The organism is Streptomyces sp. NPDC037290, from assembly GCF_055603245.1.
In genome coordinates this window covers 117,730-140,656 of record NZ_JBVJVZ010000013.1, presented here as the reverse complement: position 1 = coordinate 140,656, position 22,927 = coordinate 117,730, and the positions used below count along the sequence as shown (strand labels likewise).

Below are 22,927 nucleotides of genomic sequence, written 5' to 3'. Positions count from 1 at the left end.
CGGGGGGGGAGCGCGGAAGGCAACAACAAAACCAACCACCCACCCCCCCCCCCCCCACCCCCCCCCCCCCCCCCCCCCCCCCCCCCCCCCCCCCCCCCCCGCCGTGTGTCCGACAGGTTTCGCCCCACAGGTTCCTTTTGCCAAGGGTTAACGCGCACCCCTTGACGGCCGTGTGACGCCGTTCTCAATATGTTCCCCATCACGCAACCCATCGTGCAATGCGCAACAGCAGAGGAGCTTGTCGTGCCACACGAGGTCCGTGCCGCAGTCGCTGTGAAGAAGGGCGCACCCGTGGAGGTGCAGACGATCGTGGTTCCCGATCCGGGGCCCGGTGAGGTCCTGGTGAGGGTGCAGGCCTGCGGGGTGTGCCACACGGATCTCCACTACCGGGAGGGTGCGATCAACGACGACTTCCCGTTCCTGCTCGGCCATGAGGCGGCCGGCACGATCGAGTCGGTCGGCGCGGGTGTCACCGACCTGAAGCCCGGTGACTACGTGGTGCTGGCCTGGCGGGCGCCCTGCGGCAGCTGCCGTTCCTGTCGCCGCGGCCGGCCCTGGTACTGCTTCGACTCCCGCAACGCGGCCCAGCCGATGACCCTGCTGGACGGGACCCCGCTCAGCAACGCCCTCGGCATCGGTGCCTTCGCCGAGAAGACGCTGGTCGCGGCGGGTCAGGCGGTGAAGATCGACCCGGCTGCGCGTCCCGAGGCCGCCGGACTCATCGGCTGCGGCGTGATGGCCGGTTACGGGGCCGCGGTCAACACCGGCAACGTGGGCCGCGGTGACTCGGTCGCCGTCATCGGCTGCGGCGGCGTCGGCAACGCGGCCATCGCGGGTGCCTGCCTGAACGGCGCCATGAAGGTCATCGCCGTGGACATCGACGACAAGAAGCTCGACCAGGCGGAGAGGTTCGGCGCCACCCACACCGTCAACTCCCGGGGCACCGACCCGATCGAGGCGGTCCGCGCGCTCACCGACGGCCACGGCGTGGACATCGCCATCGACGCCGTCGGCCGGCCCGACACCTTCGAGCAGGCCTTCTACATGCGCGACCACGCCGGTCTGCTCGTCCAGGTCGGGGTCCCCTCCCCCGAGATGAAGGTCGAACTCCCGCTGATCGACGTCTTCTCGCGCGGCGGCGCTATCAAGTCGTCCTGGTACGGGGACTGTCTGCCGAGCCGGGACTTCCCGTTCCTGATCGACCAGTACCTGTACGGCCTGCTGGACCTGAACGCGTTCGTGTCCGAGACCATCTCCCTGGGCCAGGTGGAGGAGGCGTTCGGCAAGATGCACCGGGGCGAGGTGCTGCGCTCGGTGGTGGTGCTGTGAAGGGCGCCGTACGCATCGAACGCGTCGTCACACACGGCACGTTCAGTCTCGACGGGGACACCTTCGACGTCGACAACAACGTCTGGCTGATCGGTGACGACGAGGAGGTGCTGATCGTGGACGCCGCGCACGACGCCGGGGCGATCCACCGCGCCACGGCGGGCCGCCGGGTCACCGCCGTGGTCTGCACCCACGCCCACGACGACCACATCGGCGCCGCGGCCGCGCTCTCCACCCGTACCGGCGCCCCCGTCCTGCTCCACCCGGACGACCACGAGCTGTGGTCCCACACCCATCCCGGCCGCGAACCGGACGGCGAACTGACCGACGGCCGCCTCCTCACGGTCGCCGGGATCGAGATCCAGGTCGTCCACACCCCTGGCCACACCTGGGGCAGCTGCTGCCTGTACGCCCCGTTCCTGGACGCCGTCTTCACCGGCGACACCCTCTTCCACGGCGGTCCCGGCGCCACCGGCCGCTCCTACTCGGACCGCCCGGCCATCGAGGCGTCCATCCGTGCCCGGCTGCTCACCCTGCCGGGCGACACCGTCGTCCACTCCGGGCACGGCCAGGAGACGACGATCGCCGCCGAACGGGCGAACGTCCCCGCCGTCTGAGCGACTCCCCCGCACCTGCCATCCCCGCCACCACAAGGAGGGGCATGTCCAGCACCCCCGAAAACCGGTCCCAGGGCCCCCGCGTCGTCGTCATCGGCGCCGGCATCGTCGGCTGCTCCCTCGCCGACGAGCTGACCGCCCGCGGCTGGACCGACGTCACCGTCCTCGAACAGGGCCCCCTGCCCGCCCCGGGCGGCTCCACCTCGCACGCGCCCGGGCTCGTCTTCCAGACCAGCCCGTCCAAGACCCTCGCGGAGTTCGCCAGGTACACCGTCGAGAAGTTCTGTTCCCTCCAGGTCGACGGCGTCCCCTGCTTCGACCAGGTCGGCGGCCTGGAACTCGCGACGACCCCCGAGCGCCTGGCCGAACTGCACCGCAGGGCCGGCTACGCCGCCTCCTGGGGCATCCGCGGCGAGGTCGTGAGCACCGCCCGCTGCAGGGAACTGTGGCCGCTGCTGGACGAGTCGGTCGTCCTCGGCGGATTCCACACGCCCGACGACGGCCTGGCCCGGGCCCTGCTCGCGGCCCGCGCCCAGATGGACCGGGCCACCGCGCGTGGCGCCCGCTTCCTGGACCGCCACACGGTCACCGGTATCGAGCGGGCGGACGGCCGGGTCACCGGCGTGGTCACCGACCGGGGCACCTTCCCCGCCGACCACGTGGTCTCCGCGGCCGGATTCTGGGGGCCGGTCATCGGCCGCCTGGCCGGCGTCGACGTACCGCTGCAGCCGCTCGCGCACCAGTACGCGAGGACGAAGCCGCTCCCCGGGCTGAGCGGCGCCACGGCCGAGGCCTCGAAGCCGATCCTCCGCTTCCAGGACCGCGATCTGTACTTCCGTGAGCACACGGACCGCATCGGCATCGGCTCGTACGCGCACCGGCCGCTGCCGGTGGACCCGTTCGCCGTGCTCGCGTACGACGAGGCGCGCGCACAGGACATGGAGATGCCGTCCTCGTACCCGTTCACCGAGGAGGACTGGGCGCCCAGCTGGGAGGACTGCCGGCGGCTGCTGCCCGCGCTGCGGGAGACGGAGATCGAGACCGGGTTCAACGGCGTCTTCTCCTTCACCCCGGACGGTATGCCGGTCCTGGGAGAAGCCCGGCAGCTGCGCGGCTTCTGGCTGGCCGAGGCGGTGTGGGTGACGCACTCCGCCGGGGTGGCGAAGGCGGTGGCCGAGTGGATGGTCGACGGGCGCCCCTCCGTCGACGTGCACGAGTGCGACCTCACGCGATTCGAGGAAGCGCAGCGTTCACCGGCGTACGTCCGTGAACGCGGCTCACAGCAGTTCGTCGAGGTGTACGACGTCCTGCATCCCCTCCAGCCGATGGAGCAGCCGAGGCCGCTGCGCGTCAGCCCCTTCTACGCCCGTCAGCAGCAACTCGGCGCGTTCTTCCTGGAAGGCAACGGCTGGGAGCGTCCGCACTGGTACGAGGCGAACGCCCCGCTCGTGGACGCCCTCGGCGACCTCCCCGAGCGCGACGCCTGGTCCGCCCGCTACTGGTCCCCGATCGCCGCCGCCGAGGCCCGGGCGACCCGCGAGAAGGTCGCCCTGTACGACATGACCCCGCTGCGCCGCCTGGAGGTGACCGGCCCCGGTGCGCTCGCCTACCTGGACCGCATGACCAGCAACAACCTCCGCAAGAAGCCCGGCGCGGTCACCTACACCCTGCTCCTGGACGAGACCGGAGGCATCCGCTCCGACCTCACCGTCGCCCGCCTGGCTCCCGACCTCTTCCAGGTCGGCGCCAACTCCCCCGCCGACCTCGACCGGCTGCTGCGGCACGCGCCCGCCGGCGTGCAGATCAGGGACATCACCTCCGGCACCTGCTGCATCGGCGTCTGGGGACCGCTCGCCCGTGCCCTGGTCCAGCCGCTGACCGGCGACGACTTCTCCCACGAGGGCTTCGGCTACTTCCGGGCCAAGCAGACCTTCCTCGGACAGGTGCCGGTGACGGCGATGCGCCTGAGCTACGTCGGCGAGCTGGGCTGGGAGCTGTACACCACCGCGGACCTCGGTCTCCGGCTCTGGGACACCCTGTGGGCGGCCGGCCAGGAGCACGGCGTGATCGCGGCCGGGCGGTCCGCCTTCAACTCGCTGCGGCTGGAGAAGGGCTACCGCGCCTGGGGCACCGACATTACCGACGAGCACAACCCGTTCGAGGCCGGCGTCGGCTTCGCGGTCCGTATGGACAAGGAGGACTTCGTCGGCAGGGCGGCACTGGAGCGGGCCGGGGAGCCCTCGCGCCGGCTCACCCCGCTCCTGCTCGACGACCCCGCGGCCGTGGTGCTCGGCAAGGAGCCGGTGCTGGTCGACGGCGCCCCTGCCGGCTACGTGACCAGCGCGTCGTACGGCTACACGCTCGGCCGCTGTGTCGCCTACGCCTGGCTTCCCGCGGGCCTTGCCACCGGCACGGGCGTGCACATCGAGTACTTCGGCGAGAAGGTGCCGGCCACCGTCGCCGACGAGCCGCTGTTCGACCCGAAGATGACCCGCATCCGTCGCTAGGAGACTCCCGTGTCACCGTCTTACGACGTCATCGTCATCGGTCTCGGCGGCATGGGCAGCGCCGCCGCGCACCATCTGTCCGCGCGCGGCGCCCGTGTCCTCGGGCTGGAGAAGTTCGGTCCGGTGCACAACCGCGGCTCCAGCCACGGCGGTTCGCGGATCACCCGGCAGTCGTACTTCGAGGACCCCGCCTACGTGCCGCTGCTGCTGCGCGCCTACGAGCTGTACGAGGACCTGGCGCGGGCCACCGGCCGGGAGATCGCGATCCTCAGCGGCGGGGTGATGGTGGGCCGGCCGGAGTCGCGGACCGTCGCCGGCTCGCTGCGCTCGGCCGAGCAGTGGGACCTGCCGCACGAGATGCTCGACGCCAAGGAGATCCGCCGCCGCTTCCCGACGCTCACGCCGTGCGACGACGAGGTGGCGCTGTACGAGCGGAGGGCCGGACTGCTCCGCCCCGAGAACACCGTCGCCGCCCACCTCCAGCGGGCCACGCGGCAGGGCGCAGAGCTGCACTTCGAGGAACCGATGCTGCGCTGGGAGCCGTACCGGGACGGGGTGCGCGTGCACACGGCCGAGAACACGTACACGGCCGGCCAGTTGGTCATCTGCCCGGGCGCGTGGGCACCGCAGCTGCTCACCGACCTCGGGGTGCCGTTCACCATCGAACGGCAGGTCATGTACTGGTTCCAGCCGAGCGGCGGCACCGGGCCGTTCCGCCCGGAGAACCACCCGATCTACATCTGGGAGGACGCGGCCGGGGTCCAGGTGTACGGCTTCCCGGCCATCGACGGCCCCGAACTGGGCGCGAAGGTCGCCTTCTTCCGCAAGGGTCAGGTCACGACCCCCGAGACGATCGACCGGACCGTGCACGAGGACGAGGTCCGGGCCATGGCCGACCACATGTCCCGCTGTATCCCGGACCTGCCGGGCACCTTCCTGAAGGCCGCCACCTGTATGTACTCCAACACCCCGGACGAGCACTTCGTGATCGCCCGGCACCCCCACCACCCGGAGTCGGTCACCGTGGCCTGCGGGTTCTCGGGGCACGGCTTCAAGTTCGTGCCGGTCGTCGGCGAGATCCTGGCCGACCTGGCGCTGACCGGCTCGACCGCGCACCCGATCGGCCTGTTCGACCCCGCCCGTCTCGCCGCCGCGCCCGCCTGAGGAGCCTCCCGTGACGACGACCCCGACCTCCCCGAGCCTCATCGCGACGCTTCCGGGCCACTACTACACCGACCCGGACGTCTTCCGGCAGGAGCAGGAGAAGCTCTTCGAGTCCCTGTGGTTCTGCGCGGTCCGCAGCGCCGACCTGGACAAGCCGGGTGCCTTCCGCACGGTCCAGGTGGGCCGCGAGAACGTCATCGTCACCCGCACGCGTACGGGTGAGCTGCGCGCCTTCCTGAACGTGTGCCGGCACCGGGGCGCCCGGCTGTGCACCGAGGAGTCCGGCGAGGTGCGCCGCACTCTGCAGTGCCCCTACCACGCGTGGACGTACGACCTCGACGGCAGGTTGATCGCCGCACCCAACTTGATCAAGATGCCGGACATCGATCGAGTCGAGTACGGATTGATCAAGGTGGCCCTGCGCGAATGGCTCGGCTACGCCTGGGTGTGCCTCGCCGACGAACCGCCGTCCTTCGAGGAGACCGTGATGTACGCGGCCGTGGAGCGGCTCGGCGACGCCGCCGCCATCGCGCACTACGGCACCGAGAGGCTGGCCCTCGGCAAGCGGATCACCTACGACGTGAAGGCCAACTGGAAGCTGATCGTCGAGAACTTCATGGAGTGCTACCACTGCGCCACGATCCACCCCGAACTCACCGAGGTTCTGCCGGAGTTCGCCGACGGGTTCGCCGCCCAGTACTACGTCGGACACGGCGCGGAGTTCGGCGAGCACATCAAGGGGTTCACCGTCGACGGCAGCGCGGGCTTCGACAGGCTTCCCGAGGTCAGCGCCGACCAGGACCGCCGCTACTACGCCATCACGGTCAAGCCGACCGTGTTCGTCAACCTCGTCCCGGACCACGTCATCCTGCACCGCATGTTCCCGCTGGCCGAGGACCGCACGGTCGTGGAGTGCGACTGGCTGTACGCGCCGGAGGTGGTGGCGTCCGGCGCGGACGTGTCGAAGTCCGTGGAGCTGTTCCACCGGGTCAACGCGCAGGACTTCGAGGCGTGCGAGCGCACCCAGCCGGCCATGTCCTCACGCGCGTACCGCCGAGGCGGGGTGCTGGTCCCGAACGAGCACCACATCGGGATCTTCCACGAGTGGCTGCTGACCCGGCTGGGGGACGACCGTGCCTGACCTCTTCATCGACGGCGAGTGGCGCAGCGCCCTGGACGAGCGCACCCGGGAGATCCGCTGTCCCGCCGACGGCTCTCCGGTCGGGGTCGTGGACGAGGCCAGCGGCAAGGACACCGTGGAGGCGATCGCGGCGGCCCGGCGCGCCTTCGACACCGGACCCTGGCCGCGAACGCCCGCGCGGGAGCGCGGTGACCTGCTGCTGCGGGTCGCGGACCTCCTCGTCCGCGACAGGGACGCCCTCGCCCGCAGCGAGTCCCTGGACACGGGCAAGCGGCTGGTGGAGAGCGCGTACGACATCGACGATGTCGTCAACTGTTTCCGCTACTTCGGGCAGCTCGTCGCGAGCGAGACGGGGCGGGTGGTCGACACCGGGCGGGAGGGGGTCGACAGCCGGGTGGTGTACGAACCGGTCGGCGTCTGCGCGTTGATCACGCCCTGGAACTATCCGCTGCTGCAGACCGCGTGGAAGGTCGCCCCCGCCCTCGCGGCGGGCAACACCTTCGTGCTGAAACCGAGCGAGCTGACCCCGCACACCGCGATCCACCTGGTGAGGCTGCTGGTGGAGGCGGGGCTGCCGGCGGGCGTGGCGAACCTGGTGCTGGGCGCCGGTCCGGAGGCGGGCGCCCCGCTGGGCGACCATCCGGACGTCGACCTGGTCTCCTTCACCGGCGGTCTGCGGACCGGCCGCGGGCTGATGGCGGCCGCCGCGGGCACGGTGAAGAAGGTCGCGCTCGAACTCGGCGGGAAGAACCCCAACATCGTCTTCGCGGACGCCGACTTCGACGCGGCGGCCGACATGGCGCTGACCGCCGTGTTCCTGCACTCGGGGCAGGTGTGCTCGGCCGGGGCCCGGCTGCTGGTCGAGGACGCGCTGCACGACCGCCTCGTGGACGAGGTCGTACGCCGGGCCCGGCTGATCCGGCTGGGCGGCCCGTTCGACGAGCGTGCGCAGACCGGGCCGCTGATCTCGGCGGCCCACCGGGCGAAGGTCGAGGCCTATGTGGCCAAGGGCGTCGAGGAGGGCGCGGTGCTGCGCTGCGGCGGCGCCCGGCCCTCCGGCCCCGGCTACGACGAGGGCTTCTACTACCTGCCGACGGTGCTGGACGCCTGCACCAGCGGCATGTCGGTGGTCCGCGAGGAGTCCTTCGGACCGGTGCTGACGGTCGAGCGGTTCACCACGGAGGAAGAGGCCGTTCGCCTCGCCAACGACACGATCTATGGCCTCGCGGGCGCCGTCTGGACCGGCGACGAGGCCAGGGCCGCCCGGGTCGCGGCGGGGCTGCGGCTCGGCACGGTCTGGATCAACGACTACCACCCGTACGTGCCGCAGGCCGAGTGGGGTGGTTACAAGCAGTCCGGTTTCGGGCGCGAACTCGGGCCGGCGGGGCTCGCCGAGTACCGCGAGACGAAACACATCTGGCGCACCACGGCGCCGGCACCGCAGGGCTGGTTCGACTGAAAGCCAGAGGAGTCCGCTCATGACGACCACCGAGCAATCGCCAGGCCCCCACCACCACGACGACGCCGAACTCGCCGAGTTCGGATACAAGCCCGAACTCAAACGCACGCTCGGCAACTTCCACACCTTCGCCGCCGGGATCAGCTACATCTCGATCCTGACGGGCACCTTCCAGCTGTTCTACTTCGGCTACGGCAGCGGCGGTCCCGCCTACTGGTGGTCGTGGCCGATGGTGTTCGTCGGCCAGTTCATGGTCGCCCTGTGTTTCGCCGAACTCGCGGCCCGCTACCCGGTGGCCGGCTCGGTCTACAACTGGTCGAAGAAGATCGGCAATCCGCATCTCGGCTGGCTGGCCGGGTGGATGATGCTGATCGCGTCCATCGTGTCCATCGCGGCGGTCGCGCTGGCCTACCAGCTGACGCTGCCGCAGATCTCGTCCACGTTCCAGTTCGTCGGGGACGGCACCGGGAAGTACGACGTGGCGACGAACGCGGTCGTCCTGGCAGGCGTGTTGATCCTCTTCACCACGTTGATCAATGCGTTCGGCGTCAAGTTGATGGCCACCATCAACACGGCGGGCGTCTTCATCGAGTTGATCGCCACCGTTGTACTGATCATCCTGTTCGCGGTCCACATCACGCGCGGCCCCCAGGTCGTCATGCAGACGAACCACACGGGATCGGGCTACTCCACGGGCTACCTCGGCGCCTTCCTGGTGGCCTCGCTGGCCTCGGCGTACGTCATGTACGGCTTCGACACCGCCGCCTCGCTCGGCGAGGAGTCCCTGGACCCGTCCCGCAACGCCCCCCGTGCCATCATCCGCGCAATCGTCGCCTCCTTCGTACTGGGAGGTCTGGTCCTGCTGCTGGCGCTGATGAGCGTCTCCAGCCTCAAGGGCGACAAACTGTCCACGGACGGCCTGCAGTACGTCGTGCTCGACGTACTCGGTCCGACGGCCGGCAAGGCGATGCTGTGGTGCGTGCTGATCGCGGTCACCGTCTGTGCGCTGGCCGTGCACACGGCGGCGATCCGGCTGGCGTTCGCCATGGCCCGGGACAACAACCTGCCCGCGTCCTCGCTGCTGGCCCGGGTCAGCCCCCGCTTCCAGACCCCGGTCCTGCCGGCCGTGATCATCGGTGTGCTGGCGCTGGCGATCCTCGTGGTCAACATCCGCCAGCCACAGATCTTCACGGTCGTCACCAGCATCGGCATCATCATGATCTACCTCGCCTACCTGGGCGTCACCGCGCCGATGCTGGTGGCCCGGCTGCGCGGCACCTGGCAGCCGGCGGGCGGGGGCCGGTTCTCGCTGGGCCGCTGGGGGCTGCTCGTCAACATCGTCGCGGTCGTGTGGGGCGCGGTCATGACGGTCAACCTGATCTGGCCGCGCGCCGCCGTCTACAACGCGAGCGCGCCGTACCACTGGTACCTGCGCTGGGGTGCGGTGCTGTTCGTCGCGGTCATCGCGGGAGGCGGCTTCGCCTACTACTGGTTCGTCCAGCGCCATCGCACCGGCGTACTCGCCGAGCACCGCCTGGAGGCGGCGTCCGCCGCGTCCTCGGCTCCCCTCGCCGCTCCGGCGGCCGACTGATTCCGCGAGGAGGTCACATGAGCACCGATGAGTTCGACTATGTGGTGGTCGGCGGCGGCACGGCGGGCAACGTGGTGGCGGCACGGCTCTCCGAGGACCCGTCCGTGACGGTGTGCGTGCTGGAGGCGGGGCCGAGCGACGTCGGCGACGACGACGTCCTCAAACTGGAGCGCTGGATGGGCCTGCTGGAGTCCGGCTACGACTGGGACTACCCGGTCGAACCGCAGGCCACGGGCAACAGCTTCATGCGGCACGCCCGTGCGAAGGTGCTGGGCGGCTGTTCGTCGCACAACTCCTGCATCGCCTTCTGGGCGCCGGCGGAGGACCTGGACGGCTGGGCGGCCCAGGGCTGTACGGGCTGGAGCGCGGCCGACCTGTTCCCGCTGTACCGTCGGCTGGAGAACAACGACGCGCCCGGCGACCACCACGGCCGCACCGGCCCGGTGAGGCTGCGCACCCTGAAGGGCGGCGACCCGTGCGGCGCGGCCCTGCTGGAGGCGTGCGCGCAGGCCGGGATACCCACGGTCCCGTTCAACACCGGGAAGACGGTGGTGCGCGGGGCCAACTGGTTCCAGATCAACTCGGACGAGAACAACATCCGCCAGTCGTCCTCGGTGGCCTATCTGCACCCGGTCATGGGCAAGCGTCCGAATCTGGAGATCCGTACCGGAGTGCGCGCCAAGAAGCTGGTGCTGGAGGGCCGGCGGTGTGTGGGCGCCGAGTACCTGGACCCTGACCTGGTGCACACCCGCACGGTACGGGCCCGGCGCGAGGTGATCGTCTCGTGCGGCTCGATCGACTCCCCGAAGCTGCTGATGCTGTCCGGCATCGGCCCGGCCGGGCATCTGCGCGAGGTCGGCGTGGACGTCGTCGTCGACTCCCCCGGCGTCGGCGAGAACCTCCAGGACCACCCCGAGGGGGTGATCATGTGGGAGGCGAAGCAGCCCATGACCACCGCGTCGAGCCAGTGGTGGGAGGCGGGCGTCTTCTACGACACCGAGCCCGGCCTGGACCGGCCCGACCTGATGTTCCACTACGGCTCGGTGCCCTTCGACATGAACACCGCACGCTGGGGCTACCCCACCTCGGAGAACGCGTTCTGCCTGACGCCCAACGTGACCAGGGCGAAGTCGCGCGGCACGGTACGGCTGCGGACCCGGGACTACCGGGACAAGCCGAAGGTGGACCCCCGGTACTTCACGCACGAGCACGATGTGCGGGTGATGACGTACGGGTTGAGGCTGGCGCGGAGGATCGCCGCGCAGCCGGCCCTGAGCGGCTGGACGGGGGCCGAGCTGGCGCCCGGCCCGGACGTCCGTACCGACGACGAGCTCCTTGACTACATCCACAAGACGCACAACACCGTCTACCACCCGTCCTGCACGGTGAAGATGGGCGCCGACGGTGATCCCTCGGCCCCGCTCGACGCGCGGCTGCGGGTCAAGGGGGTCGAGGGGCTGCGGGTCGCCGACGGGTCGGTGATGCCCGACCTGATCGCGGTCAACCCGTGCATCACGACGATGATGATCGGCGAGAGGTGCGCGGACCTGGTCAAGGAGGACCGCTGACGGCTACGCCGGCTTCTTGAACATCCGTGTCGCCGTGATCTCGCTGTGCACCGCTTCTCCGGCCCGGGGCTGCTGGGGCAACCCGGGCCGGAGGTGCTCCTCCACACTGATGTACTTCAGGCCCGCTCTGAGGTCGGCGTCGTTGCGCAGGCGGATGACCAGCGGGAACTCGGCCAGGGCGGTCGTGTCGAACAGGCCGGTGGTGTACAGCAGCTGCACACCGAGCGCGTCCGACACGGCCCGCTGCAGCTCGAGCAGGTAGGTGGCGTTGGCGCGGCCGATGGGATTGTCGAGGAACAGCGTGCCGGCGTGCCGGTGCTTGTCCCTCCCCCGGTCGTTCGAGCGCAGCGCCGCCATCGTGCAGTACAGCGCGATGGCCGCCGTGAGCAGCTGGCCGCCCGAGAACACGTCGCCCATCTGTCCGACGGGCACCCGCTCGGCGCGCAGTACGGCGTCGGGCTTGAGGATCTCGACGGCCACGCCCTTCGGCTGCAGCGCCGCCGCGACGCCGCGCAGCAGCAGGGACATGCCGTCGCGGCGGAGGTCGGCGTTCTTCTTCACGGCCGCGCGTGTGGCCTGGTCGATCACCTCGCCGAGCCGCTCGGTGAGCGTCGCCTGGTCGGGCTCCTCGAAGCGGATGCGCAGGAACTCCTGCCCCGACCACTCGCCGAGGCCTTCCGGGAGGCGGGAGAGCCGCTGCGCGGCGCGCAGGGTCGCGAGGGCGGACTCCACCAGGCCCCGCAGGCGGTCCACGATCGAGTCGCGGTTGCGCTCGAGCTGCGCCAGTTCGTCGGTCAGCACGCGCAGTCGGGGCGCGAAGGCGTCGGCCCACTTCTGCGCGTGCTCGGGCAGCGCGGACGCGGGCAGCTCGCGGATCTGCTGCCGGGCGGGGGTGCGGACCTGCTCGTAGCGCGTGGAGTTGGCGTGCCGGACGAGCACGTCACTCGCCTCGCGCACGGCCGCCTCGGCGGCGGACAGGTCGGCGGCGCAGCCCCGCAGTGAGCGGCGGGCCTCGGCGGCGGAGTGCCGGGCCTCCTCCAGGCTGCCGGGGTAGGGCTCCGGCTCCTCCTGCTCCTCCTCGGCGGCGTGTTCGCGCAGCAGATCGCGGAGCATGGCGGCGATCTCGTCGAAGCCGCCGGCCGCGTCCTCGGCGGACCGGTGGGCCTCCAGCAGCCCGGCGTGTGCCTCGCGGGCCTCGGCCAGCGCCTCGGTACGGGCGGCGAGCTCGCCGGTCGCGGTGCGCAGCAGCGCCTGGGCGTGCTCGGCGTCGCGCGGGACGAGTTCCTCGGGCAGCCCGGTGTGCGCCTCACCCTCCGCGGGGGCGTGCCGCTCGGCCTCGCCGCGCAGCCGCCCGAGCTGCTCGCTGGCGCTCGACATACGGGTCTCCAGGAGCTGCACCAGCTCCTCGGCGCGCGCGGCGGCGGCCTGCCGGGAGGGCCCGTCGGAGCCGTCCGGCGACTGCAGCAGCTGCTCGGCGCGGGTGCGGACCTTGTTGCTGAGCCGGTCGAGTTCGGCACGGGCGGCACTCTCGTCGCTCTCCGCGCGGGCCTGCTCGGCGCGCAGGTCGGCGCCGACGCCGACCTTCTCGTACACCTGCGAGGCGGCCCGGTAGGCCTCGCGGAGGGCGGGCAGGGACGCCTTGGGGGCGTCCGCGTCCTCGACCGGTACGTCGTCGGGTGCGCCGGCGATCTCGGCGCGCTCGGCACGCAGGGCGCGTGCGGTACGGCGGGCGTCGTCGGCGGCGCGCTGGGCGGCACGGCGGTCCTCGTCGGCGGCGCGGGCGCGCTCCAGAAAGGTCTGGGCGCGGGCCTCGGACTCGGTGGCCTCGTCGGCGAGTTCGCGGAGTTTCACCTGCCATCCGGCGCGCTCGCGGAGCCGGTGGGCGAGTCCGGCGAGGGCGTCGGCGGCGCGGCGGGCCTTCTGCGCGGCCTCCTGCCGCTCGTCGCGGACCTGTACGGCCTCGGCGGCCGCCTCGTCGGCCTCCGCGCGCAGGGTGCGCGCCTCGGCCAGCTCGGCCTCGGACTCCGCGGCGAACGCGCGGGTCTCCTGGGCGGTCCGGCCGAGTTCGGTGAGGCGTCCGGCGGGGCAGCCGGTGCGCCAGGAGGCGAGCCGGGCGGCCAGTTCCCGGTCCTTGCCGAGGCGGGCGGCGAGGGTGCGGATCTCCTCGTCGCGCTCGGTGGCCCGCGCGCGCAGCGCCTGCCGTTCCTCGTCCGCGGCGTGCTCGTCGTGCATGGCCGGGTTCGGCGGGACGAGGAAGACGTCGCCGGGGGCGGCGCCGTCGGCGGGGGTCGGGGCGAGCAGGGCGGCGGCCGTCCCGACGGCGACGGCGGAGCGTGGCAGCAGGGCGGCGTCGGCGAGCGCCTCGCGGGCACGCGCGTGCGTGTCCGGGTCGGTGATGATCACACCGTCGACCAGTTCCGGACGGGCGGCGAGCACGCGCGCGTGGTCGGCGGGGTCGACGGCCTGGGCGAGATAGCGCCAGCCGGGCAGCGCCGGGATGCCGTGCTCGCCGAGGAACTCCACGGTGGCCAGGACGTCCGGGCCGGGCGGCAGCAGCCCGCCGTCTCCGAGCGCGCCGAGGATGCGGGAGTCGTCGGCGGCGGCGGTGCGCAGGTCGAAGAGGTGCCGTTCGGCGGTCGACACCGCGTCGTCGAGAAGCTCGCGCAACTCATCGGCGAAGCGGTCGAGTTCCTCGGGCGTGAGGGGCCCTTCGGCGCCCGGGCGAGGGGTGCCGTGCGCGCCCGGTCCCGTCGGCTCCGTGGTGCCGTGGCCCGCGCCCGCGTGGCCCTCGCCGGCGTCGGTCGCGCCGTCGCGCGCCCCACCCGGTTCGGCCATCGCGTCGTCGGCGCCGGACCGGGGTCCGGGCACTGCGGCGTACCCGGCGGCGGGCGCGGCCGGAAGGCTCAGCAGTTCCGCGAGCCGCTCCTCGGCGGCCAGGGACTCGGCGAGGCGCCGCTCGGCCTCGTGGGCGCGCTCGGCCGCTGTCGCGGCGTCCGCGGCGCGGGCCGCGGTCAGTTCCGCGCGGGACTCGGCCGAGGCCGCCTCGCGCGCGTGCTCGGTGACCTTGCGGGCGGCCTCGCGGGCAGCGTCCCAGGCGGCGACGGCGGTCTTCTCGGCGTCGCTGGCGGCGAGCGCGGCACGGGCCGGGTCGGCGTCCGGGGCGCTGTCGTCGAGCCAGCCGGCGCGGACGGCCTCGGCGGTCTCCTGCTCGACCTCGGCGAGACGCTGGCGCAGATGCCCGGACTCGCTGCGCGCGCGCTGTGCCTCGGTCGCGGCGGTGGTCGAGTCGCGGTAGGCGCGGTCGCCGGCCTCCTGGAGGGCGGCGGAGCGCTCCTCCTCCTCGTTGGCGAGGGCCTCGGCGTTCTCGGCGGCCGCGTGCAGGGCCCGTACGAGGTCCACGGCGGCCTTGGCACGCGCGGCGAGCGCGGGCGCGGCGTCCCGCTCGGCCTCCCGGATGGCCGCGGACACGCGCGCGACCCGGTCGGCGGCGGCCCGGTGGCGCAGCACGGCCTCGGCGGCCTGCCAGGCGGCGTGCAGGGTGCGGGCGTCGGCCAGTTCACGCTTCTGCGCGGCGGCTGACTTCTCGGCGGCGGCGAGGGCCAGGGAGGCGTGGCGGTAGGCGAGTTCGGCGGCGATCAGGGCGCTGCGCTCGCGGGCGCCCTCGGAGTGGGTGACGGCGTACGCGGCGGCCGTGACCCGCTGGGCGAGGTCGGCGGCCCGGACCCGCTCCTGCACGGCCCGGCCGGACAGCCGCCGGGCGAGCGTGCGGGTGCGGCGCTCGGCGCCCGCGTGGATGTCACGCGCGCGTGAGCGGGCGTCGGCGGCCTCGACGATCCGCCCGAGCAGGTCGGCCGACCCGGCGGTGAAGTCCCGTTCGGCGATCAGTTCGGCGCGCCGGCCCAGCTTGTTGCCGAACCCGCTGACGAGGTCGGCGAGACCGTCGGTGTCCCGGGTGTCGGTGACCGCGCGCAGCAGCAGGTCGGTGAAGTCGGAGTCCTTCTTGACCGCGAAGAGACCGGCCGCCTCGCCCTCGTCGGCGTTCATCTCCCGCTGGTAGCGGAAAAGTTCGGGGTCGAGGCCGAGGTCGCCGAGGTGCTCGATCCAGCGGTCGTGGATCTCCTCCCAGTGCACCTCCAGATGCGGATAGGCCTTGCCGGCCTCCGTGAGGGCGTCACGGAAGCCCTTCATGGTCCGGCGGCGGCCCTGGGCGCCCGAGGTGCCCTCGACGGGCGGCCGCACAGCGGTGGTCTCGGCGACCGGCAGATTGTCCAGGCTCAGGCCCGGGCCCGGCCGGAACGAGTACCAGGCCTCGGCGAACTTGCGCGGGTCGTTGGACACCTGCCGTCCACGCCACTCGCTGACCTTGCCGACGACGACGCACTCGCCGGTCTGCACGTGCTGCCACTCCAGCGCCACGTGCCCGCAGTCGTCCGCGAGCAGGAACTTGCGCAGCACACCGGAGCTGGCGCCGCCGAGGGTGTTGCGGTGGCCCGGCAGCATCACCGAGAAGATCAGCTTGAGCAGCACGGACTTGCCGCCGCCGTTCTCCAGGAAGAGCACGCCCGCGGGCGCGGGCCGGCGCGGCGGGCCGGACGGCTCCTCCTCGAAGAACTCCGCCTGCGTGGGTGCCGGGTCGGGCACGGCCTCGCCGACGCCCCGCAGGTCAAGCACGGTGTCTGCGTAGCGCGCACCGGCGGGGCCGATGGAGTAGAGGCGGACCCGGGACAGCTCGTACATGGCGGACTCTCGTCGTAAGTCTTAGGAAAACGTGCGGTGGTTCTGATGGTCAGGAGTGGAACGGCAGCCCGGCGTCGGCCACCAGCTCCAGGTCCTCGATGTCCTCGGCGGGCAGCAGGGTGGCCGTGCCGTCGGTCACCGGGACGACGCCCAGTTCGAGCAGTTCGGCCATGGCGGCGCTGGCGGCCAGGTCGCGGACCTGGAGTTGGTAGCGGGCCGTGGTGCGGTACGTGCCGCCGTTGTCGTCGCCGGTGCGCTGCAGGAAGCCCGAGTCGGTGAGGAACGCGAGGGCCTTGGCCACGATGCCGGTGGTGGAGGCGGCGGGCCGCCGGGCGTCCTTGGTGGCGCCGGTGGCGCTGCGTCTGGCCCAGATCCGCCAGGCGGCCTCCAGTCCGGGCGCGTCGGTCGCCGGGTCGGTGTTCTCGCCCCGTTCCTCGGCCCCTTCCTCCAGGCGCCGGCAGGCCTGCCGTACGAAGGCGTCGACGCCGTTGACGGTGACGCGGCCGATGTAGGAGTCGTCGGCCAGGTCCTCCGGGCGCGGGAACGCCAGTGCGGCCGCGGCGAGATGGGCGAGACCGTGCAGGAAGCGGTCCGAGGAGTCGGCGGTGGTGCGACGCGCGTAGTCACCCATGCGGACGGCGAACACCGAGTCCTCGGCGGCCGTCACGGCCATTCCCGCCCGCGGGGACACCTCCAGCACGACGAGGCCCAGACCGGCGGCGACGGCGTCGGCGAGCCGCGCGAACGCGGGGTCCTCGCGGTAGCGCCGCAGCAGCTCCGTGTACTCCTGGTCCCGGGCCGGCTGCAGCTTGGGCTGCAGCCCGAAGGCGACGAGCCGCGCCGCGTCGGCGGCGTCGGCGGGGGTGACGGCGGAGCCCGCCGGCGCGGCGGCAGGCTCGGGCTCACTCCAGTCGACGTGCTCGGTCACGGCTTGGACTCCTTGTCGCGTCGTTGCTCACTCATGCTGCTTCCGTCCGGTCCGCCGCCATCCCGGCGGCGTCCAGCAGCGCGGTCCCCACGATCAGGTCCGCCCCGCCGAACTCGGGATCGTCCAGCTCCGTCCCGTCGTCCACGGCGAACAGCAGCTTCTCCTCGCCCTGCCGATAGGCGGTGCCGACGGCGGGGCTGGCCGCGTGGACCGCCAACAGGGCGACCAGATAGGCCAGATCGGGGTCGCCGGTCCGCCGGGCCTCGGCGAGCAGGCCCGACAGCCTCCTCGGTGCGTCGGCCGGCAGGTCCAGCAGCTCCATCGCCGCGGCCAGCTGTTCCTCGCTGAACCGGCTGTCGTCCGGCGTGGCGATCAGGTCGGGCTCGGGCATCTCCGCGCCGAGGTGCTCCCGCTCGACGGGTGGGGTCAGCAGTATGTCGACGAGATCGGCGACCCGTACGGACACCGGTGTGCGCGAGCCCGTGCCGTTCGCGAAGAACGCGTCGGTGACCCGGATCGCCTGCTCCAGGGGCAACGGCAGGACGGGGGCGACGAGATGGCCGTACAGGTCTGTCCCGGACGTCGTCGCCGGGGTGGCGAAGGCCTGCCGGTCCTGCTCCGCGCGGAACAGGGGGCCCGCCTCCAGCAGCCGGGACTGCAGCTGGGTGTGCCGCCGGATGCAGTCCTTGACGATGTCGACCAGCTCGGCGGCGCGGCGCTTGTGCTCGGGCTCCTCGGTCTCGTCGCGGGCCTTGCGGATGTTGGTCAGGATCGCGTTCTCGTGGCGGTAGCGGTCGGCCACGTGGTCCAGTGCCTCGGCGATCATGTCGGGCACGGCGCTGAGCCAGTCGACCGCGCGGACGTTGCGCCGGGTGGCCTCCAGGGCGCGGCGCAGGGTCTCCGAGTACTGCACCGTGCGGTAGCGGGCCTGTTCGGCGGCGAGCTGGGCGTCGGCGAGCCGGCCGCGGCTGATCAGCACCTCGAGCTTGACCTCGGCGGCGATCTGGGCGCTGGTGACGTCCGTGTCGAGGGCGCCGACCAGGACGTTGACCGCCTCGTCCGTGGTGCGCAGGTAGACCGTGCCGCCGGGGCCGGGGACCTCTTCGATCAGCTTGAAGTCGTAGTCCCTGCGGACGTAGGTGCCGTCCGGTGCGAAGGTGCCGTAGACGGCGCGGAATCCGCGGTCGACGCTGCCGACGTTGATCAGGTTCTCCAGGACCCAGCGGGCCACGCGCTCGTGTTCGGCGGTCGGCCGGCGGGGGGCCTGGGCGGCGATGCGCGGGACGAGCCGGGCCACGATCTGCTCGTGGTCGGCGCCCGTGTCGAAGTCCATGTTGAGCGTGACGAGGTCGATGGCAGCGAGGGCCACCTCGGCCATGCCGTACACCGAGTACTCGCCGGCCAGGTTGGCCTTGCGTGCGTCGAGGTCGTGCAGCGGCGCGGTGCAGGCGAGCGCGCGCAGCCGCCGCGCCAGCCCCTCGTCGGCGGCCGGGCCCGGTGCCGGGCGCGGCCCCGCGCTGAGCTGGGGCGGAACACGGTCCGTCGATGCAGGCGAAGTCACGGTGCACAGACTAGGTCCTTGGTCTGACATCGACCCAAACGGCGCGGCTCCGCCGGTTTGACCACAGAGCTGTGGTGCGCCGTCCGCACGTGGGGCGGATGCGGCTGGTCGCGCCCACGCGGCGGACCCCCCGTCGATACGGCCCCGTCCCCTACTGGGGGCTGTCAGCACCCACCCGTCGCCGGTAGACCTCGACCACCCGCTCCAGCGAATCCGCGAGATACGTCTCCAGCAGGCGCTCGGCCTCGCCCTTCGCACCGGCCTGGAGCGCCTTGAGGATCTGGCGGTTGCGGGCGAGGTAGGGCTCGTGGAGGCGGCGCGGGTCGTCGACGACGTGGAAGGCGAGCCGCAGCTCGGCGAAGACGCTGCGCATCAGCTCGTCGGTGCGTTCGCTGCCGGCGAGGGCGACGAGTTCCCGGTGGAAGTGGATGTTGGCGGTACCCAGCGCTTTCCAGTCGTTCCCGGCGGACGCCGCCTCTCCCTCGGCGACCGCCTCGGCCACGCCGTCCAGGCGGTAGGGCGGCTCGCCGAGCCCGCGGACGACGGCGCACTCGACCAGGGAGCGCGTGCGGTAGATGTCCTCGACGTCCTCGACGGTCAGGACCCGGACGAACACTCCGCGGTTGAGTTCGTGGACCAGCAACCGTTCGTGCGTGAGCAGCCGGAACGCCTCGCGCAGGGTGTTGCGGGAGACACCGAGCGCCCCGCCGATGCCGTCCTCCGACAGCCGGGTGCCGGGCGGGAAGTACCCGTCGGCGATACGGCTGCGGAGGATGTCCGAGACCCGTTCCGCCGTGCTCGTGCGCCCCAGGAGCGCCCGGTCGTCCGCCAGTGCCGTCAGCTGCTCTGCCATGCCCGGAATTCAATCGCACACACCGGAACCAGACAACATGGGTATGGGAGGATCGTTCAACGATTCTGCCCTGTCAACACTACCCGGTGACGACGGTGGTCCGCACCGCCTGTGCTCCCGTGCCCGCACCGGTCGAGCCCGACGCCGCGGCCTGGCCGAGCGGGCTCCCCGCCGTCGACCCTTCGCCGGCCGGATCCGCCACTGCACAGGCGCGGGAGGCACCGGCACGTGTCCCCGCCGGCTGTGTGTCCGCCGGGCGCCGCCGACCCTCGGCGTCCTGGCCGGTGTCGGCCGCCAGGGCGGCCAGGGCCGCGGACACCGCTGCCGAGGCGTGCAGGTCGAGGCGGGCGCTGGTGCCGCGAGCCCGGTGGTGCAGTTCGTCGGCGGCCAGGCGCAGCAACTGGGGCAGCAGGTCCTTGCAGCGCCGGGCCACCCAGGCGGTGCCGGCCGTGGCCAGCCACAGCAGGCTCGCCGTCCGGGTCGGCGCGGGGAACTCCGGTTCGAGCGACGGAGGCTGTCCCGTCGCTCGGCCCGCCTCGGTGAGCAGCGCGTGGAAGCGCACGGCGAGCTGCCGGTGCCCACGCTCGCCCGGGTGCAGCCGGTCCGCGCTCCACAGGGCACGGTCGGTGATCCAGGCGCCCCCCGCGGCATGCAGGTGGACGGCGCCGTAGCGGTCGGACAGCGCGTGGACGACCGTGTTGACCGCCCGTTGCCGGCGCGCCAGCGGGCGGGCCAGGGCGCTCGGCAGTCCCAGCATCGCGCCGGGGTCGGGCAGGCAGGCGGTGAGCACGGTGGCGCCCTCGCGGGTGAGGGTCGCGTAGACCTCGTCGAGGTGGGCGGCCACCGCCTGGATGTCGAAGGTGCGGCGCAGCGTGTCGTTGACGCCGATCACCACCGACACCAGGTCGGGGCAGAGTTCCCGGGCGGCCGGGGTCTGCCGTTCCAGCACGTCACGGGTCTGCGCGCCGCTGACCGCGAGGTTGGTGAACTCCACGGCGGCGGGGGTCTCGGCGAGGGCGGGTGCCAGCAGGGCCGCCCAGCCCCGCCAGCCGTCCCCGGCGGGGTCGCCCACGCCCTCGGTCAGCGAGTCCCCGAGGGCGACGAAGCGGACGGGTCTCATGCCACGCCCTCCGGCAGCGTGCGACGGGCGACGGGGCGGACGCCGTGGGGAGACAGCACCTCCGCGTCGTGCGCGGCCAGGAACGCCTCCACGGCCGCTCCCCAGCCGAAGCACTCCGCACGCGCGCGTGCCGCTTCCCGCCGTGCGCGCTCGCCGCGGTCAAGGAGCAGCTCCACGGCGTCCGCGAACGCCTCGCCGCGGTCGGCCGCGGTCGCCCCGGCGGAGCCGATGACCTCGGGCAGCGCGGAGGACGCGCTGGCCACGACGGGCGTGCCGCACGCCATGGCCTCCAGGGCGGCGAGCCCGAAGGTCTCGGCAGGCCCGGGCGCGAGGGCGACGTCCGCGGTCGCCTGGAGGGCGCCGAGCGCGGCCCGGTCGGAGACGTGTCCGAGGAACGTCACCGGCAGGCCGCTCTCCCGCGCGCGCTGCTCCAGCCGGGCCCTGAGCGGACCGTCCCCCGCCACCACGAGGACGGCCCGGCGCCCGCGCCGTATCAGCGCGTCCAGGGCGTCCAGGGCGGTGCCGGGGCGCTTCTCGACCGACAGCCGGGAGCACATGACGAGCAGCGCCTCGCCCCCGCGCGCGTGCAGGGTGCGCAGGCCCGGGTCGCGCAGCGCGGGGTGCCGTTCCGTCAGGTCGACACCCAGGGGGGCGCGTACGACGTTGCGCGCGCCGATGCGTACGAACTCGCGCTCGGCGAACTCGGTCGTGCACACCACCCGGGAGTAGACGTGCGCGGTCCGGGTGTTGAGGGCGTCGGCGGCCCGGCGGGAGAGGTTCTCGGACAGGCCCCAGGTGCGCAGCACGCCGTCGGCGGTCTCGTGGGAGACCATCACGGCGGGCACGCGCGCGCGGCGGGCCCAGCGGCCGGTCCAGCGCAGTGTCGTACGGTCGGAGACCTCAAGACGGTCCGGGGCCAGCTCCTCCAGCAGGGCGGCCACGCGGCGCTTGTCGGTGAGGACGCGGTAGCCGCCGGTGCCGGGCAGGAGCGGGCCGGGCAGGGTGATGACCCGGCCCTGCTCGGTGTCACGGTCGGTGTGCCGTTCGCCGGGGACGATCAGCACCGGCTCGTGGCCCGCCGCCCGGAAGCCCTTGCCCAGTTCACGCAGGGCGGTGCGCAGGCCGCCGGAGGCCGGGGCGACGAAGTTGGCGAGCCGGACGATGCGCAGGGACTGGCCGTTCATGCCGCCACCGCCGTCCGGCGTGCCGCGAGGACGTCGTCGTAGTGGGCGAGCAACTGGTCGCCGACGGCGGTCCAGGTGCGGCCCTCGACCATCGTGCGCGCGGCGGCGCCGAACGCGGTCCGCCGCACCGGGTTGGCGGCCAGTTCGCGGACCGCCTCCCGTAGGGCGTCGGCGTCACGCGGCGGGACCAGGTATCCGGTGCGCCCGTGCGCGACCAGGTCGAGCGGGCCCCCGGCGGCGGGTGCGACGACCGGCACCCCGCTGGCCATGGCCTCCTGGACGGTCTGGCAGAACGTCTCGAAGGGGCCGGTGTGCGCGAACACGTCCAGGGAGGCGAAGATCCGGGCGAGTTCGCCGCCGGTGCGGCGGCCGAGGAAGACGGCGCCGGGCAGTGCCTCGGTGAGGTGCGGGTGGCTGGGTCCGTCACCGACGATCACGACTTTGACGCCCTCCAGTGCGCAGGCGCCGGCGAGGAGTTCGACGTGCTTCTCGGGGGCGAGCCTGCCGACGTAGCCGATGATCAGCTCGCCGTCGGGGGCGAGTTCGCGGCGCAGCGCCTCGTCCCGCAGCTCTGGCCGGAAACGTACGGTGTCCACGCCGCGCGGCCAGAGCCGGACCCGGGGCACGCCGTGCGCCTCCAGGTCGCCGAGTGCTGCGCTGGAGGGGGCGAGGGTGCGGTCGGCGGCGGCGTGCACGGAGCGGATCCGCCGCCACGCGGCCGCCTCTCCGGCGCCCATGTAGGTGCGGGCGTAACCCGCCAGGTCGGTCTGGTAGACGGCGACGGCCGGGACGCCGAGCCGGGCGGCGGCGGCCATGCCGCGGACGCCGAGGACGAAGGGGCTGGCGAGGTGGACCACGTCGGCGCGGTGCTCGACGAGCGCGGCGGCGAGCCGCCGGCTGGGCAGGGCGACGCGGACCTGGGGGTAGCCGGGGAGCGGGAGGGAGGGGATCCGGACGACCGGGCACGGGGCGTCCGTGTCCGGTCCGCTGCCCGGAGCGGGGGCGGGGGCGACGACGAGCGGATGGTGACCGCGATCTACGAGGTGCCGGGCGGTCTGGAGCGCGCAGTGGGCCACGCCGTTCACATCGGGGGGAAAGGATTCGGTCACGATGACGACACGCATACGGGTGTTGTCGCCGCGCAGGACGTGGCCGCGTCAACTTCGAT

General features: G+C 72.9%; 14 protein-coding genes and 1 pseudogene. 8 read left to right on the top strand and 7 right to left on the bottom strand.

The features are described 5' to 3' along the window. The first annotated feature begins 243 nt into the window (after positions 1–243). The 8 genes from ACZ7HQ_RS33580 to ACZ7HQ_RS33545 are packed head-to-tail and all read left to right on the top strand — an operon-like array spanning position 244 to position 11,376. Positions 244–1,329, top strand: a complete 1,086-nt coding sequence (locus ACZ7HQ_RS33580) for an S-(hydroxymethyl)mycothiol dehydrogenase (protein ID WP_470998266.1) — start codon at positions 244–246, stop codon at positions 1,327–1,329. Next, the gene (locus tag ACZ7HQ_RS33575) at positions 1,326–1,946 is read left to right on the top strand and encodes an MBL fold metallo-hydrolase (RefSeq protein ID WP_470998264.1); all 621 of its coding nucleotides are present in this window, start codon (positions 1,326–1,328) and stop codon (positions 1,944–1,946) included. Before ACZ7HQ_RS33580 ends, ACZ7HQ_RS33575 begins: the two co-directional genes overlap by 4 nt. 44 nt (positions 1,947–1,990) lie before the next feature. Continuing rightward, a complete protein-coding gene (locus ACZ7HQ_RS33570) occupies positions 1,991–4,453 on the top strand; it encodes a GcvT family protein (RefSeq protein WP_470998262.1) in 2,463 nt (820 codons plus the stop codon). A 9-nt stretch (positions 4,454–4,462) separates the two neighbouring features. Next, positions 4,463–5,617 (top strand): N-methyl-L-tryptophan oxidase, encoded by a 1,155-nt coding sequence (gene solA / locus ACZ7HQ_RS33565; RefSeq protein ID WP_470998260.1) that lies wholly within the window; start codon positions 4,463–4,465, stop codon positions 5,615–5,617. A gap of 10 nt (positions 5,618–5,627) precedes the next feature. Further along, entirely contained in the window at positions 5,628–6,758 is a 1,131-nt protein-coding gene (locus ACZ7HQ_RS33560; RefSeq protein ID WP_470998258.1) for an aromatic ring-hydroxylating oxygenase subunit alpha, read from the top strand. Continuing rightward, positions 6,751–8,217 (top strand): aldehyde dehydrogenase family protein, encoded by a 1,467-nt coding sequence (locus ACZ7HQ_RS33555; RefSeq protein ID WP_470998255.1) that lies wholly within the window; start codon positions 6,751–6,753, stop codon positions 8,215–8,217. Before ACZ7HQ_RS33560 ends, ACZ7HQ_RS33555 begins: the two co-directional genes overlap by 8 nt. A 19-nt stretch (positions 8,218–8,236) precedes the next feature. Next, a complete protein-coding gene (locus ACZ7HQ_RS33550) occupies positions 8,237–9,808 on the top strand; it encodes an APC family permease (RefSeq protein ID WP_470998254.1) in 1,572 nt (523 codons plus the stop codon). A 17-nt stretch (positions 9,809–9,825) separates the two neighbouring features. After that, on the top strand, positions 9,826–11,376 hold the full coding sequence (locus ACZ7HQ_RS33545; RefSeq protein WP_470998252.1) for a GMC family oxidoreductase: 1,551 nt from the start codon (positions 9,826–9,828) through the stop codon (positions 11,374–11,376). Positions 11,377–11,379: 3 nt separating this feature from the next. Here the strand turns inward: ACZ7HQ_RS33545 and ACZ7HQ_RS33540 are convergent, their stop codons facing one another. From ACZ7HQ_RS33540 to ACZ7HQ_RS33510, 7 genes and pseudogenes are all read right to left on the bottom strand, one after another. Beyond that, entirely contained in the window at positions 11,380–16,113 is a 4,734-nt protein-coding gene (locus ACZ7HQ_RS33540; protein WP_470998251.1) for a hypothetical protein, read from the bottom strand. A gap of 49 nt (positions 16,114–16,162) precedes the next feature. Next, the gene (locus ACZ7HQ_RS33535) at positions 16,163–17,041 is read right to left on the bottom strand and encodes a hypothetical protein (RefSeq protein ID WP_470998249.1); all 879 of its coding nucleotides are present in this window, start codon (positions 17,039–17,041) and stop codon (positions 16,163–16,165) included. A 31-nt stretch (positions 17,042–17,072) separates the two neighbouring features. Then, positions 17,073–18,602, bottom strand: a complete 1,530-nt coding sequence (locus ACZ7HQ_RS33530) for a hypothetical protein (protein WP_470998246.1) — start codon at positions 18,600–18,602, stop codon at positions 17,073–17,075. A 151-nt stretch (positions 18,603–18,753) separates the two neighbouring features. Beyond that, positions 18,754–19,455, bottom strand: coding sequence for a GntR family transcriptional regulator (locus ACZ7HQ_RS33525; RefSeq protein WP_470998243.1), 702 nt, complete (start codon positions 19,453–19,455; stop codon positions 18,754–18,756). A gap of 291 nt (positions 19,456–19,746) precedes the next feature. Next, positions 19,747–20,575: pseudogene (locus tag ACZ7HQ_RS33520) on the bottom strand (SGNH/GDSL hydrolase family protein); the annotation flags it as partial. After that, the gene (locus tag ACZ7HQ_RS33515) at positions 20,572–21,759 is read right to left on the bottom strand and encodes a glycosyltransferase (RefSeq protein WP_470998241.1); all 1,188 of its coding nucleotides are present in this window, start codon (positions 21,757–21,759) and stop codon (positions 20,572–20,574) included. The pseudogene ACZ7HQ_RS33520 and the gene ACZ7HQ_RS33515, both read right to left, overlap by 4 nt. Continuing rightward, the gene (locus ACZ7HQ_RS33510) at positions 21,756–22,883 is read right to left on the bottom strand and encodes a glycosyltransferase family 4 protein (protein ID WP_470998238.1); all 1,128 of its coding nucleotides are present in this window, start codon (positions 22,881–22,883) and stop codon (positions 21,756–21,758) included. The genes ACZ7HQ_RS33515 and ACZ7HQ_RS33510 overlap by 4 nt, the downstream gene beginning before the upstream one ends. Positions 22,884–22,927: the final 44 nt, after the last annotated feature.

Excerpts from the sequence above, each read along its gene's own strand:
- ACZ7HQ_RS33550 (WP_470998254.1), top strand. The coding sequence starts at position 8,237 with ATGACGACCACCGAGCAATCGCCAGGCCCCCACCACCACGACGACGCC.
- ACZ7HQ_RS33570 (WP_470998262.1), top strand. The coding sequence starts at position 1,991 with ATGTCCAGCACCCCCGAAAACCGGTCCCAGGGCCCCCGCGTCGTCGTC.
- ACZ7HQ_RS33545 (WP_470998252.1), top strand. The coding sequence starts at position 9,826 with ATGAGCACCGATGAGTTCGACTATGTGGTGGTCGGCGGCGGCACGGCG.
- ACZ7HQ_RS33515 (WP_470998241.1), bottom strand. The coding sequence starts at position 21,759 with ATGAACGGCCAGTCCCTGCGCATCGTCCGGCTCGCCAACTTCGTCGCC.
- ACZ7HQ_RS33510 (WP_470998238.1), bottom strand. The coding sequence starts at position 22,883 with ATGCGTGTCGTCATCGTGACCGAATCCTTTCCCCCCGATGTGAACGGC.
- ACZ7HQ_RS33525 (WP_470998243.1), bottom strand. The coding sequence starts at position 19,455 with ATGGCAGAGCAGCTGACGGCACTGGCGGACGACCGGGCGCTCCTGGGG.
- ACZ7HQ_RS33540 (WP_470998251.1), bottom strand. The coding sequence starts at position 16,113 with ATGTACGAGCTGTCCCGGGTCCGCCTCTACTCCATCGGCCCCGCCGGT.